The 13,103-nt window shown below is 43.9% G+C and carries 13 protein-coding genes; 2 read left to right on the plus strand and 11 right to left on the minus strand.

Annotated elements, in window-relative coordinates:
• The first annotated feature begins 4 nt into the window (after positions 1-4).
• Positions 5-1,006 (plus strand): acyltransferase, encoded by a 1,002-nt coding sequence (locus CPY98_RS14440; RefSeq protein WP_096388193.1) that lies wholly within the window; start codon positions 5-7, stop codon positions 1,004-1,006.
• A 153-nt stretch (positions 1,007-1,159) separates the two neighbouring features.
• Complete coding sequence (locus CPY98_RS21135; RefSeq protein ID WP_096388194.1) at positions 1,160-2,146, plus strand: acyltransferase family protein; 987 nt, start codon at positions 1,160-1,162, stop codon at positions 2,144-2,146.
• Positions 2,147-2,178: 32 nt separating this feature from the next.
• Here the strand turns inward: CPY98_RS21135 and CPY98_RS14450 are convergent, their stop codons facing one another.
• The 11 genes from CPY98_RS14450 to CPY98_RS14500 all read right to left on the minus strand — a co-directional run bounded on the left by CPY98_RS14450 (position 2,179) and on the right by CPY98_RS14500 (position 13,103).
• Positions 2,179-4,152, minus strand: a complete 1,974-nt coding sequence (locus tag CPY98_RS14450; RefSeq protein ID WP_096388195.1) for a glycosyl hydrolase family 28-related protein — start codon at positions 4,150-4,152, stop codon at positions 2,179-2,181.
• Positions 4,153-4,208: 56 nt separating this feature from the next.
• Positions 4,209-6,674: a host specificity factor TipJ family phage tail protein gene (locus CPY98_RS14455; RefSeq protein ID WP_096388196.1), complete on the minus strand. Its 2,466-nt coding sequence runs from the start codon at positions 6,672-6,674 to the stop codon at positions 4,209-4,211.
• Positions 6,622-7,053, minus strand: a complete 432-nt coding sequence (locus CPY98_RS14460) for a hypothetical protein (protein ID WP_096388197.1) — start codon at positions 7,051-7,053, stop codon at positions 6,622-6,624. The genes CPY98_RS14455 and CPY98_RS14460 overlap by 53 nt, the downstream gene beginning before the upstream one ends.
• Before the next feature lie 3 nt (positions 7,054-7,056).
• The gene (locus tag CPY98_RS14465; RefSeq protein ID WP_096388198.1) at positions 7,057-7,527 is read right to left on the minus strand and encodes a DUF1833 family protein; all 471 of its coding nucleotides are present in this window, start codon (positions 7,525-7,527) and stop codon (positions 7,057-7,059) included.
• Between the two features lie 2 nt (positions 7,528-7,529).
• Complete coding sequence (locus CPY98_RS14470) at positions 7,530-8,027, minus strand: hypothetical protein (protein WP_096388199.1); 498 nt, start codon at positions 8,025-8,027, stop codon at positions 7,530-7,532.
• Position 8,028: 1 nt separating this feature from the next.
• Complete coding sequence (locus CPY98_RS14475; RefSeq protein WP_096388200.1) at positions 8,029-10,260, minus strand: tape measure protein; 2,232 nt, start codon at positions 10,258-10,260, stop codon at positions 8,029-8,031.
• Positions 10,261-10,316: 56 nt separating this feature from the next.
• Complete coding sequence (locus CPY98_RS14480; protein ID WP_096388201.1) at positions 10,317-10,703, minus strand: hypothetical protein; 387 nt, start codon at positions 10,701-10,703, stop codon at positions 10,317-10,319.
• A 75-nt stretch (positions 10,704-10,778) separates the two neighbouring features.
• A complete protein-coding gene (locus CPY98_RS14485; RefSeq protein WP_096388202.1) occupies positions 10,779-11,480 on the minus strand; it encodes a DUF6246 family protein in 702 nt (233 codons plus the stop codon).
• Positions 11,481-11,534: 54 nt separating this feature from the next.
• Positions 11,535-12,287: an Ig-like domain-containing protein gene (locus CPY98_RS14490; protein ID WP_096388203.1), complete on the minus strand. Its 753-nt coding sequence runs from the start codon at positions 12,285-12,287 to the stop codon at positions 11,535-11,537.
• 67 nt (positions 12,288-12,354) lie between these two features.
• The gene (locus CPY98_RS14495; RefSeq protein ID WP_096388204.1) at positions 12,355-12,735 is read right to left on the minus strand and encodes a hypothetical protein; all 381 of its coding nucleotides are present in this window, start codon (positions 12,733-12,735) and stop codon (positions 12,355-12,357) included.
• Positions 12,732-13,103: a hypothetical protein gene (locus CPY98_RS14500; RefSeq protein WP_096388205.1), complete on the minus strand. Its 372-nt coding sequence runs from the start codon at positions 13,101-13,103 to the stop codon at positions 12,732-12,734. Before CPY98_RS14500 ends, CPY98_RS14495 begins: the two co-directional genes overlap by 4 nt.

Raw genomic sequence — 13,103 nt, forward strand, 5'->3', positions numbered from 1 at the left:
TATTATGGAATTAAAAAACCTTCAAATAATTAGAGGTATCGCTGCACTAATGGTTGTAACTAACCATTTCTTAAGTGGCACATATGCTGGTATTTTTAAGTTAAATGGTGGATTTGGTGTTGATATCTTTTTCGTGCTTAGTGGTTTTTTGATGATTCACACGCTAAGACCAGAAAAGACTCCATTAAATTTCTTTTTTTCAAGAGTTAGACGAATTTATCCATTGTATATAATTTTATCTCTACCACTAATACTAACGACCATAGCGCTTAAGGATAACTATTTTTTTATCGGTAACATATTGCTCCTTCCCGGTTTTGGCTTTGAAAAATATCACATGGCAAACGGCCCTGCATGGACTCTTGTTTATGAAATGATATTTTATTCCATTTTCACAATTGCACTTATATTTTCTAAAAATAAAATAATAACATGTGCATTCGTTTGCATTGTAATATTTATATGCGTTTACAGCATAAGCGGCCATGCTCGAATGGGTTGGGTAAATATTGGTTACATCCTAGGTGATGCGTTGATGATTAATTTTGCCCTAGGATGTATTTTAGGGTGTATATACCCTATGATGAAAGATAGAATAAGTATAAGGTTCATGGTTTTCTTTGCTATATTCATTCTCATATGCTATATAGCCCTCGATACACTATCATCTTACGATAGATTCTTTAAGTTTGGCATCCCCGCCCTTATAATAGTATTATTGGCTACCATAACTCAATCTGGTAGTGGTTTCGTTTATAATATATTCCACAAAATTGGTGACGCCTCATATAGTATATATTTGTCGCACATCTACATTACATTTATATATCATGATTTTGTAAAGGTTAACGGAAACAACTGGGTGATTTCTCAATATTCATCCATAGCATTTGCTGTTGCGTCAGTAATTTTCGGTTTATTCATACACTTAGCTATCGAAAAAACTATCGATTCAAGGTTGAGAATGATCAATAAAAATAATAACAGAGTAAGAATCCTGTCATGACCACTCGCTGGTATGCCGTCTATTAGACGGCGGCATGCCACACGATAGCGCCATACTAGTGATAACAATCGTTTAAAAGCTATTTTAATTGATACCAATTTTGCAATTGCTACGTTACAATAATTTATATTAATCATTCTCTGAGTAGATGTAATGGAAAGAGATAACAGCATTGACATCGCACGCGTAGTTTCATGTTTTTTGGTGGTAATGACACATGTAACTGCATACTGGAATTATAAATTTCAACCTGTCTGGGAAACGGTCAATTTTTATAATTCACTATCAAGATGCGCAGTTCCAATATTTGTTATGATATCAGGAATTTTGTTAATCAAAGATAATATTGATCCACTAACATTCTATAGAAAAAAACTACCGAAAGCTGTATGTGTACTTTTTTCATGGTCTTTATTTTATTACATATTTTATAACAAGGACATTTCATCTCTAGGCTTTATTGTCAAGATTTTCACAGGACAGGCAATGTATCACCTTTGGTACTTGTACTTCTTGATAGGGATGTATTTCATGACACCATTTATATCTTTTTCCTATTACAAAATGAATGAAAAACAAAGATTCTTTGTTTTCATGATCATATTAGCTTTATTTCAGTTGAATGTATTTAAGTCATTAACCGGTATAAGTATTCAGTCTAAATTCAATCTTGACTCCATGGTTTCTTTGACTTGGTATATGTTTGTTGGAAAATTAATTTATGACTCGAGAGAAAAAGTAGCTAAATCCACAATTCTTTTTTTGACCTTTCTTTCATCAGTATTTTCCACAGCTGCATTTACCAGCATATATTCAAATTATATAGGGAGACCAGAGCAGGCGTTTTTAGATAATTTTGCTTTAAACACTTTTATTGCAGCTTGTTCTTTGTTTCTACTATGCACGAAAATCAATAACAAGTTTATTGTTAACCTTTCAAACAAGATTAGCGGATATACATTTGCAATCTATTGCATACATCCTGCCATATTGATACCTCTGAAACAAAATGTATGGGAACTAAGTTGGACAAACCCTATGATTTACTTCCTTCCACTGGTATGCGTGTTTATGTTTACGTCATCGCTAATTGTAGCAGCAATATTGAAGAGGATACCTATTATTCGCTATGTTTGCTGATTAACTACGCCCTGTTTGAGGGCGCTAGTTATTTATAGCCTTCTTATTCTCCATCTCGGAGTTGTTGTAGATAAACCATTTAATGTGAATACACCATTCATGACATATGTAGTAGTTCCAAGCCTAGTGGCGTTGGAAACACTATGAGAAATCGTATATTCATAAGCATCCGTTGTATCATCATAACCATTTGAAGTAACTGTAAATGATGGATCTGATAGTAGAGATGAGTTATCTTTTGCTGATGAGTGCAATTTTACAACATACACTCCCGATCCAGCTTTAGATGACTCAGGCAAAGTTATAGCTATCATATACTTTTCTAAGCCTTGTATATAAGCCTCACTAATACTTTTAGTTAAAGCAGAAATTTCAAGCATCATTTGCCGAGGATTTTGCCCAACTGGAACGTAAACCTTAAAAACATCTACTGGGGAGGTGGAGATATGTGACTTATAATTTACATAAGAGGGAATTATAGAGTTCCAGTCGATTATTGACTGTGGCCTTGGGTCCAAATGTATAGCAGCACTATGCATGGCAGACCCATCCCACAACCCCGTCCTTCCATAATCAGCTCCGTCAGCAAAGCCACCTGCTATCTCACGGTAACGATGGAACCAAACTTTAGAATTATTGGCATTTAATGTGACGCTTGGAGAATTGGACCAACCACCATCGAAGTAGACTGTAATGTTTTTACCAAGGCTCCCTAGAGTACTACCCAGCCGTAACATGCAGTCTTTAACTGTGACACTTTGAGAGGTGCTTTGCCCTTCGATAAGGTATACACCACCAGTAGAAATATCGTTTTCGACATAGCAATTATCTATTAAAACATCATAAGGGATTATTGTGGTATAGAATTTTACTCTCGCCTCACCTATCGTTTCGAGTGATCCCCCTGTGAATTTAATAGCCTGAAGTCTGCAATATATCGCCAGAGAATGTTTTTGAGGTTCAGCGCACCACACACTGCTAAATTCAAGATTATTCACTTCTTCCGTTGGGTAATTGAAACCAAGACGTATGTGAGCCCCTTTAAGCACAACAGAAGATGAGCTTCGTCTAAACCTAATATTTCGATATACCGAGTACCAGCATTTATCGATATCCAGTCCGAAGTGGAAGTCCTCAAGGATACAGTTCAGTACACCGCCATTATCTGAATTATAATAGCTTGAAATACCCTTCATATTCTCGTTATCTTTATTTCCTTTCAGCGCGATAGTGTCTACTCGTGAACGGAACCCTGTCAGAGTGATCAGATATCCTGTATTAGTGTTTTCCGATGAATCAATTATGGTGAATAAGTCCTCGCCGATTAGAGACGTTCCGTTAGGCAAAGCGATCCCCGCCCCGTTGTAGATATATGTTCCATGAGGAAAATACAAACGGCGGAAATTGGTGATGAAGTTGCTACCGGTTAATGCAATACAGGCTGCATCAATGGCAGCTGTATCATCAGTTATACCATCACCCTTTGCTCCCCAGTCTTTAACGTTAACATAATCAGCATTGAGGGCATGCTGTGTTCTCGTGACTGTTTCAGAATAAGGCTGACGGACAGCAATTAGGCTATCTCCATTTCCTTCTGCATCACTCCTCAACTCTGTTCTCAGAACCGCATCACCAACACTCAGCCACGCTCCAGCACCGATGCCGCCTGTTGATTCTGGCGTTGATGCAGTTGGCACAGTTTTCGGGAACGCTCCATCCCATCTGTAATAATCACCGTCTCCATCCGGCAGTTTCCAGCGCAATACTTGGTTGGGTAGAGTTAGTGTTGCACCGGCTTGAAATGAGTCCATTGGCACCCATCCAAAGGCTGAAATAGCCTCTTGAGCAAGTTGGCGCAGACCTTCAATAGTGTAATGCTCGCCACCGAAGCGATCGACATATTTAAGAGCAAGTGAAGTTACGAAATCGTCAATTTTCCCAGCGTTAAACTTAAGGTCGCGAGGTGATTCACTTGATACTGGCAAATTGGTAGGTGTAGTGGCCATAATTTTTCCATAAAAAAACCCAGCTCGATGGCTGGGTTATTGAGAGTTGGTTTTGGTTAGACGTTATAGTCTGGTTTCGCGTCGAAATACTCGTCACACGTCAGTGAGAACGTACCGTCAGAGTTAGGTTTCTTGTCTGATACTCGCCAGCGCATGGCCTCCATTTCTTCCGTGGTGGCAATGACATAGCGGGATGGTGATTGAATGTTGTAGCCGTCGAAGATATTGAGCGTGATACTCGGCACCGCCGCGGTGAATCCAAACTTGGTGTCTGTGCGTGGGTATGCTCTGATTTTGTCTGTAGAGTTGCCAATCGAGTCTGTAACCCTGACATACATGTCGCCAGCAAAGTTAATCTGCTCACTCGTATCAAAGTCATTGCCGTTTCTAGCGACGATGTAACCGGCCTGCTGGTTTGTGTCGTAAGTATCGGCGACAACAATCATCTCACCAGGTGAAACATACTCACCGTCTGCCAGCGTCTTCATGTTCATCTTCATGCGTGAGCTGATCAGCCGGTTAACCTCAAGGAGCGCCCTATCTCTAGCTTGATACTCGTTGCGGCAACCGCTAAGCGATATCTTCAACGGTGATAAGGCAGCTTGCTCAACAATTCCCGTGTCAGTAATACGGTACCGGATGTAGGTTTTCTTGTTTGTCTTCGGGCTGACATACTCTATTTCTACACCGTCATATCCTCCTGGCATCGTCATGTCGTAACTGATTTTGTACTCATCAGCGACAATGTTGGCGCGGTTGAAGACAGCGGACGGGAACTCCTTGCGCTCATCCCTTGCGAACGTAAGCACACCATCATCCCAGTACGCGATTACTCGCGCCGCGTTGCAGATAGTCTCCACGCGGTTTCCGAGGGAAATATCCTCATCGTCAAACGTATAGTCGAAATATCCCAATAGCGGATCCGGCAATGACTGATAGATGCTGTAGAGTTCGTACAAATCTATCGTGTCTTCTGGCTGCTTCCCTATGACCAGCCACTCATGCGCGACTGCATCAGCAAAGCTGCGTGAAGGTCTAAGCGTATAATCAACTGTGCGAGTGTTGATGTCATAGCTGATTGTGTGACGCGTAACGAGTGCGTTGTATTTGCGATCACGTGAGCTGGTAGCTTGTTCCGTTGCGCGTACAGTGACTTTTACCAAAGTATCATTTGGATAAGTTACATTCGTCCGGCGTGTTACTGAGTGCGCCTCTGCTATTTGCAGAAGATTGCTGTCAGAACTGTTGTTAGTTTTTCGCAACTGGAACGCATATCGCGCTTTACCGTAAGGAGGTGTGAACTTGAATGTGCCATATATGTAATCAGCGCGATTGTAACTTGCGTTGAATACAAAGCTAGAATAGCTATAGGTCGGTGAAATTCTGTCATTATCGTCATTCACAGCCCAATATTCCAACAAGAAGTCAGCGCCCTCTCGCTTACCAAGCTGTGCTTGCAGGTGAACCCAAAGCTCATCGCCTTCAATTGCCGCGAAGTATGGACCCGAGATATTGCCTTTGTTTTCAGTCAGCGTGAATACCGTGTTATTGATTGTCGATCCAGATGGAATCTCGACAGGGCTGTTAATGGCTGATAGTTGGAATGTGAAGTATTTAACTGGGTCGACAACAGAGCCATCATCTGACTCAGTCGCAGTATCCAACGACGCAGAAAAGGTTACATTCTCCGTCACATCACCAGATGCTAAATGGCGCGTCACATTGACAGTAACCTGAACCGGCAGCGGCTTTGGAATGTCATAAAAGTAGTCAAAATCTGGTGATTGAACGATTTTAACCGCGGCAGATGTGCCAGTTATCGTTCCCGATACCACATCATTAGTCGTTGCAGTAGCTACTTGTTCGCTATTGCTCTCATTAGGCCCCAGCACCTCCTGGCCGTCTACATCGTCAAATTCGAATCCCTGAATGATTTCTGGGATGACGGAGCCAGGAGGATAAAACTGGTAACTTGCTCCGGCGATAGCTCCTAGGCTGGACTCTGAATATCTTACGCTCTCAACCGTGTATTGCCCGATCCCGAAGTTCATCCACTCTGTGACGTACTTGATGTTGCCAGTAAACTCGAACATAGACTGCTGAATCAAGTCTGGAAATGAGCGAACCTGCCCGTAAATGTCAGGACGCGCTTGATATGTGCGGGCGATATTTGTTTGACCGGTCAGCTTATTGTTTGGACTCTCTTTAGCGTTGTTATCTGCTGCTGACGAGAATGAAGGCTTTGGAGCTAAAAACGAAAACACTTTTGTGACGAGCTTGAAAACAGGACTCAGGATATCGCTGACGATGCTACGAGGCTGATTGAATATCTGGATGCGGTGAAGTTCTGTTAGTTCAAACGAAAGTTCTGTTTCATCATCTACCAGCACGCCGTTAATGACGATCGCAATATCCCTTTCAAACTCTTGCTGATCCAACCAATTATAAAAGTTAGAGCCATTGGCAAGCTCAATTCTCTCCTTCGGCACTCCGGGCAAGTGCTGTATTTCTAGAAGTGCCATACGAATAAAACTCCACTTTAGTGAATACCTTTTCCATTACGCGCAGCTTGTCGAGCCTCACAGAGCCGTTAAGTCCTCGGCTATGTAATGCCATGCCGTTGAGCACTAAACCCACATGCTCAGCTCTACGCCCCACGTAGCCAACAAAAATGCCATCCTCGACAGGTACTTTTTCCCGCTGCCAAAACACCACCTCTTCTCTGTAGCAGGTCAGGAAATCACGGTTACTTTCATACCCAGCTTTGTGATGCACTTCTTTGACGAGAACATACCTGTAATACAGCGCGACGAGGCCCCAGCAGTCACAAGCGTCCATGGAACAGGCGCGGTTAGCCCACGGAACGCCGATCATCCGTTTGATAAAGTCAGATTTAGTCATGGTTTATCCGATTTCGAGACCGGGCCATTCTGCTGGGTCATACAGCAAGGCCACGTTGGTATTGAGCGGGTTTGTCATTGATAGAGAGACGTTGACGTTATCAGCATCGAGAGAGCAGTCTTTGACGTACAACTGCCACTCTTTGATCGCAGTTGTCATGTCTTTAGAGTCAAAAAGCCGATAAGTCACAATTATGGGTTCAATTCGACTAAACGAACGCCAGACTTTCAACTGTTGCTTAAAGTCCTGCGCCAAACGACTGAACTTAATCGTTGAATCGATGATTGGTGTGCTGCTTTGCTGACTTTCCGAAAGCTCAAATCTGCATGGTTTATACTCCACGCCGCCGAGCGTCTTCGGGAAAACTTGGTTATTTACTAGATAGAAACTGCCGAAAGACACATGATGAAACTCAATAGTCTCGTAGATTATCCGGTTCGGGCGCTGAGCCCGATACTCTCTTAGCGTTGGCATTGTTATGGCACCCTCGGCAATGATTCCGGATCACGGTCATCAGGATAGCCAGTGACAATGATATCCAGCCAGCTAGCCCAAGGCGGCGGCAACTCGACAATGATGTCGTCAAACTCATCATCAGCGTTATTCAGCTTACGGCAGATGACATTCCCCGACCATGTGAAAATATTTCCCGTTTGGTTCCACGTTGGCCACGCAGTGAAGTGCAGTTCCTGCACCTCTAAACCTGTGTCTCCGGTGCCGTTGTTCAGGCGCATGGAGAACCACTGATTACAGTTATCTAGATAGTTCGGGCTGCGTAGCCACTGCATAAAGGCTCGGTGCTGTGTGAACGTGAATATCCACTTGAGAGAGAATGACGTTTTTAAATCGTCAGTTAATTTCTGGAAGATTGGCGCACCAACAAGTGGCTGATCTGTTCTAAATCCGGTATCCGTCGCCGGACTCTTGTCAGACTTCTGCGCAAGTGGCAGCCAATCAGGATATGGAATAGCCATCTTAGCCCCCTGTGGCGCGTGAAGCTGCTGTGGTATTACGGGTTATCGCAGAATGCATAGGCCCTTTGTTATCCATATCCATGACAAATGCCTGAATGGTGAGATTGTTTCCATCTTGCGATGTCTGAGCATCGAATGAATGGCTTCCAGACGTGTAATCATTGAATACGACTGATACTTGGATGCCGCCTCCACCACCGGTCTGTAGGTCAGCATTGCTAATCACTTTCCCGCCGTCACCGGGGATCATGTAGTTCTTGCCGCCAGATTGCAGAAGCTCTGGCGCACCGCCCTCACCAACCCTATACATAGAACCAGCAGATACTGGCCCACCATTTTTACGCTTTCCAGCCAGCGCCATAACCCCCGCCATTGCGCCAACACCAATAGCAACAGCCCCACCAAATGATGCTATAGATGACATGATTGCCGCTGGTGTCCATGCCGCCGTTGTTGCCACCGCCGCGGTAGTGGAAGCTGCGGTGGTTGTTGCTAAGCCTGTTGTTTGTGCAACAGTAGAAGCCGCTACCGCTCCCTCTGTTGCAGTTTGTCCCATGATTGCAGATTTAACCCAATCAATGCCCATTTGGACGAATGAGTTAACCACGCTATTTAGAACAGTAGAAGCCAATGAACGCATTGCATCTGATGCTGACATTGAACCAGTCAGTATTCCTGTTATGGCGTTAGAGGCCGTGCTTCCCATTGAATCAAGCGCATTGGCTAACACCTGAGTACCAGCATTCATCTGGCTAAACTCTTCCCACTGTGCCGCGAGTCTCTCCTGACGATACTTATCCTCAATCTGTTTTCGCATTGCCTCGATTTGTTCGATTTTCTGCGGATAGACGAGGGCATAGTTCTCAAGTTCGGTAAGTTGCTGCTGGAACTGGTTTTCTACGTTTTGCGTTGGCGATAGTGATCCGGAGAACGAGTCAGCCCTTTCTTTTGCTGCTTTTGCTGCTTCTTCTTCTTTCTCTTCTATAGCTTGGTATTGAGCAAGCCTGCGCTTGTTAGTCTCTATCTCTTTTTCTGCTTCTCGCTGAGCCTTAGCCGCCGCCGTCTCTCTTGCTTTTTGAGCTTTAGCCGCTGCCTTTGCCGCTTTCTCTGCATCTTTATCTGTCTGTCCAGAAGGAATGCTAAACGGCGCTGTTTCTGACTTCTGGCCTGCTTCCGCGGGTTTCTTTTGCTTTGACCTGATGTTAACCAGCTCTCCTTCTACTTGAAGGAGTTCTCGACGTTTTTCATTGAGTTTGGCTTGATATGTTAGTTGAGTTTCATACCACTGCTTTCCATCTTTCTGTAGGTCGTTTATCTCTTTCTGGAGATCGACTTGCTTCTTCATCAGGGGCTCAAGATTACTCAGTTCACCGTATGAGTTGAGCGCTAAAGTTAGGTTGTCTGCCACTGATGAGATAAGTGATGATAAAGTTCTGGTTAAGCCAATGGCCTGATCAATCTTCTGAATGGCTGTATCAAACGCGACATCTAACTTGTTTTTTGCTCGCTCAACAGATACCGGTAGCTTGGCAAATTCAGCATCAACTGATTCCGTTTGTTTCTGAATTGCATTGAGCGCATCTTCGGCTGTGAGCTTACCAGCTAGCATTTCCTGCCGTAGTTCGCCGAGAGACATTCCAAGCCCTTTGGCTATTTGCCGCCCAAGCTCAGGCATGTTTTCAAGGATTGAGTTGAACTCTTCAGCTCTAACCGTTCCGCCTGCGATTGACTGACCAAACTGGCGAAGCGCGTTACTCATCTCTTCAGCAGAAGAGCCACCAATAGTCCCAATTTTTTGCAGAGTTTCTGTAACACGAATAACCTGATCGTTAGTCGCTCCATACTCTTTCAGGCTGGCAGTTAATGTCTCCCACAACTTAGCTGTATCAGCGATGGATGAACCTGTCGTTGATGCAATAGCGGCCAACCGCTGCATGTTGTTGGCGCCGTCAGCGGCATCTACAGATAAACGGTTAATACGCGCCTGAAGAATTGCCATGCTATCGGCAATATTGATAACTTTCTGCGCAGTCTGGATAGTGAACGCGGCAGCAATCGCAACTCCAACCTTGCTCATTCCGGTTGAAAGCTTGTCCGCAGAGGAACCAACTTTCTTGAAGCCACCATCCATCTTATCTAAGCGTTCATTTACTTTGCGCTGAGCATCAAGGAGCTGAGCGACGTCCATCTGCACTTGATAGACGATATTACCTACCTGCTGGTTGCTCGCCATTCATGATCTCCGGGCAATAAAAAACCCGCCGAAGCGGGTCGTTTGAAATTATTTTATTATTTACAGTGAGAAGAAATATCACTCTTATCTGACTCAGAATCTTTACTCATGTCATATAAGTGCTTATCTTTAATTAATACCTTTTTTAAGCGCTCTGTTACTTGAATTACTGAAACTAGGTCTGCCTTTTTGTCGCCAAGTTCTACAGCTACATTCCCGCAAACATACCCACTTCTTGAGTATTCAGTATCATCTTGATCTGGAAAGAATTTAAAATCACTTAGCTTTGCTTTTTCAATGACGGATGGGTCTAACATCTCTTGCTTTATCACATCCTTTGCTTTTTCTATAAGAAAATCATCATTTGCAGTAAATGGAGCGGCGCTAGAAATAAATGGATAAAGCGCAAAAGACAAAATTAGATATGTGTAATTCTTTTTCATCACGGATCCTCGTAATCATTTGTGTGCATTTATGCTAGCAGAGGATGGAAGTAAAATAACGCAAAAATAAATCTGCTAATTAGCCATGCTTTTTCGCTTAGCTTCGGCCTCAGCTATGGCAATGCGACGCTTTTTGTTTTCAAGGTAAGAGTCCGCAATCTGGTTATATTCCTCACGCGTGAAACCTTTCTCTTCTGGATATTTGTTCTTAAGCATCATCTGGAACATCGTCATCGTTAGTTGTTCCGCATCGCCTCTTGATAGACCGAAATGCGATTGTGCACTTACGATGTGATCTGCTGCGCTGAACTCCGATGAATAATCAGACTTTGACTCATGGCGCTGTAGGCGTCTAATTTTTGCTTTGCCAGTCACACCATGGGCCAACAACTCTCTGGCGATGATAACTATCTCAGCGTCAGTAAGGCCACCGCGGCGCCGAACAACGCAATGCTTCCACCCTTTTAGCTCACCAATTAGTTCGGCTATGTCTTCTTCACAGCAAGCCTGCATCACATTCATAGCGGCATAAACCACCTCTGTGTTTCCTCGACGAATAGCCTCATTGACAACCAGAGGATGAACTGTGCCTAAGGCCATTTGCGCTCTATGAAGTAGGTTACTGATATCAAAACCAACTAACAGCGCATGTGTTCTGACAATTTCAGATGGTGACCCAATTCTAGTCATAGCTAGAAGTGACGGCCTAAAAAAGAAATCCTTCCCCGTTTTAGTGTCGGTAAGGACCATCTCTCCAATTTCCAACAATGGTGTCATAAGATATTCCTTGTGAGCATTATCGAGGGCATCCAAGAACACCCTCTGTAATGCTTACGCTGCCGCGACAGTAATATCCACAACCGCGACTTTCTGCCCGTCATCAGTAATCACAATCGCATTAGCAGTTCCTGCTGCAACAGGAACAACCGTTACCACTGGGCCAACGGCTGAAACAGTAGCGATAGCAATATCATCTGATTGAACAGTGAAATTCTTGTTGGTTGCACCGGAAGGGGTGAAGTTAACAGTAAACGTTCCGTTAGTTCCGACAGTCAGGCTTAATGTATCTGGAGCCACAGAGACGCCGGTTAAAGGAACATCATTGACGATATCAACCTTAACAGTGTCGGCATTAGCTACTTTAAATTCAGTTGAGAATGTCACGATGTCGTTTGTGCCACCATCAAACGGAGTCAGAGCAGTAATCAGCATATATGCCGAAAACTCGATAGGACCGGCCTGAATGCGAACCCACAGCGTAGGCTGTCGCATAGCATTCATTTCATCTGCAAAGTATTTTGTAAAGCGACCAATGCCATACTGATCTAGCTTATCGTTCTTGCCTACTTCACCTTCAATTGAAATGGTAGCATCGGCGGTAGTCAGGAGGTTCTCTACCCACCCCTTTGTATCATCAGCCTCAGAGTTGGTAGTGTTAGGTGCCATATCTAAAGCCTTTGATGTACAGGCTGCTAAAGACTTCCATTCAGCCTCTTCAGGTCGAACATCAGGACAGCCATCGGCAACCTCTACGACGATATTACGCCCCATCAGCTTGCCATTATCATTAGGGCAATTTGCCATAGTGATTCTTCCTCTTATAAATAAAAAAGGCCACCGAATGGCAGCCGTAAGATAGGTTTAACGCTGGTTATGAGACGCAGCGGAATCGTAGTCTGATGACCATGCGGTTATCTTCTGTAGGGATTGGAGTTGGGAGGCCGCCATCATTAAAAATGGCATTCAGGCATGAGTCATCTGAATGTTGCGATGCGTAATCCAGAATATCCTGCGCTCGTTGTATAAGAGGCTGAACATCATTCTCAGCACCGACGATGATCACTAATACATAGTCTTCAGCGCCAATATCATCGACACGCGATGTGCCATTATCAGGCTGGAATACCATGTACTTCATGTTTCCCGTGTCACTCTTCTGTTCTACCCACTGCGCCATCTGCACTTTGTATCCGTCAGTTAGCCCAACATCCTCCAACCATCCGCGAAACTTAATGAAAACTGGCGTGCTCATAGGCTCATTTCCTTTTTCATTACAGCATCAATCCTTGACCGAGATTCCTCAAATGACAGCTTTAGGAATTCCTTCTTAGCCGTGGAGCGCCTGAAATTTTGTTTAACGTTAGGGTCGTGTACGTACTGTGCGTAGCCAGCGGTATACCCAGCCTCGCCGATCAACTTAGTTCCCTTTACATCAACGAATGAATATCTGCTGTTTATCAGATTTGACGTGTTACCGATCGGCGTATAGAGCGCTGTTAGCTCCATTCCCACATAAAGGCCAGAGTACATCGCCCGAACAGCCTTTTTCCCCTGAATATCACCAATAAGCCTACTCATATTGGCTCTAGCTTTAGCTATCCCCTTCACCTTAACGGCCAT

The sequence above is a fragment of the Hafnia sp. CBA7124 genome (genome assembly GCF_002355555.1).
GTDB lineage: Bacteria > Pseudomonadota > Gammaproteobacteria > Enterobacterales > Enterobacteriaceae > Hafnia > Hafnia alvei.

Bases quoted from the DNA above. Each gene is read 5' to 3' on its own strand.
- CPY98_RS14440 (WP_096388193.1), top strand. From the start codon at position 5: ATGGAATTAAAAAACCTTCAAATAATTAGAGGTATCGCTGCACTAATG.
- CPY98_RS21135 (WP_096388194.1), top strand. From the start codon at position 1,160: ATGGAAAGAGATAACAGCATTGACATCGCACGCGTAGTTTCATGTTTT.
- CPY98_RS14450 (WP_096388195.1), bottom strand. From the start codon at position 4,152: ATGGCCACTACACCTACCAATTTGCCAGTATCAAGTGAATCACCTCGC.
- CPY98_RS14455 (WP_096388196.1), bottom strand. From the start codon at position 6,674: ATGGCACTTCTAGAAATACAGCACTTGCCCGGAGTGCCGAAGGAGAGA.
- CPY98_RS14460 (WP_096388197.1), bottom strand. From the start codon at position 7,053: ATGACTAAATCTGACTTTATCAAACGGATGATCGGCGTTCCGTGGGCT.
- CPY98_RS14465 (WP_096388198.1), bottom strand. From the start codon at position 7,527: ATGCCAACGCTAAGAGAGTATCGGGCTCAGCGCCCGAACCGGATAATC.
- CPY98_RS14470 (WP_096388199.1), bottom strand. From the start codon at position 8,027: ATGGCTATTCCATATCCTGATTGGCTGCCACTTGCGCAGAAGTCTGAC.
- CPY98_RS14475 (WP_096388200.1), bottom strand. From the start codon at position 10,260: ATGGCGAGCAACCAGCAGGTAGGTAATATCGTCTATCAAGTGCAGATG.
- CPY98_RS14480 (WP_096388201.1), bottom strand. From the start codon at position 10,703: ATGAAAAAGAATTACACATATCTAATTTTGTCTTTTGCGCTTTATCCA.
- CPY98_RS14485 (WP_096388202.1), bottom strand. From the start codon at position 11,480: ATGACACCATTGTTGGAAATTGGAGAGATGGTCCTTACCGACACTAAA.
- CPY98_RS14490 (WP_096388203.1), bottom strand. From the start codon at position 12,287: ATGGCAAATTGCCCTAATGATAATGGCAAGCTGATGGGGCGTAATATC.
- CPY98_RS14495 (WP_096388204.1), bottom strand. From the start codon at position 12,735: ATGAGCACGCCAGTTTTCATTAAGTTTCGCGGATGGTTGGAGGATGTT.
- CPY98_RS14500 (WP_096388205.1), bottom strand. From the start codon at position 13,103: ATGGCCGTTAAGGTGAAGGGGATAGCTAAAGCTAGAGCCAATATGAGT.